This is a genomic window from Vibrio sp. DNB22_10_4 (genome assembly GCF_052879755.1).
In genome coordinates this window covers 1-234 of sequence record NZ_JBNNXW010000133.1, presented here as the reverse complement: position 1 = coordinate 234, position 234 = coordinate 1, and the positions used below count along the sequence as shown (strand labels likewise).

1 protein-coding gene is annotated in these 234 nt (G+C 62.0%); it reads right to left on the bottom strand.

The window, feature by feature from the left end; genetic code table 11:
• The coding region (locus tag ACVA6Q_RS24970; protein ID WP_446649272.1) for a hypothetical protein at positions 1-234 on the bottom strand (234 nt) is incomplete at both ends.

Genomic DNA, 234 nt, shown 5'->3' with positions numbered 1-234 from the left:
GGACAGCGAACGCGAGAATCGTCAGCATGCCGGCCGGCATCACGGCCAGCACATCCCCAACAAGGAGGTCGTTGCTCAAATGACTGGACGGAATGCGCAAACAGCGGACGCCGCACAGCTTCAAAAACAGGCTGCCGCCCAACGACGCAACCAGCAAGGCGCCAAACAACCCCTGCCCGAGCGAGAGCGACGCCATCAATGACGCATCTGCGCCCGGTGCCACGAGCGTAAAGA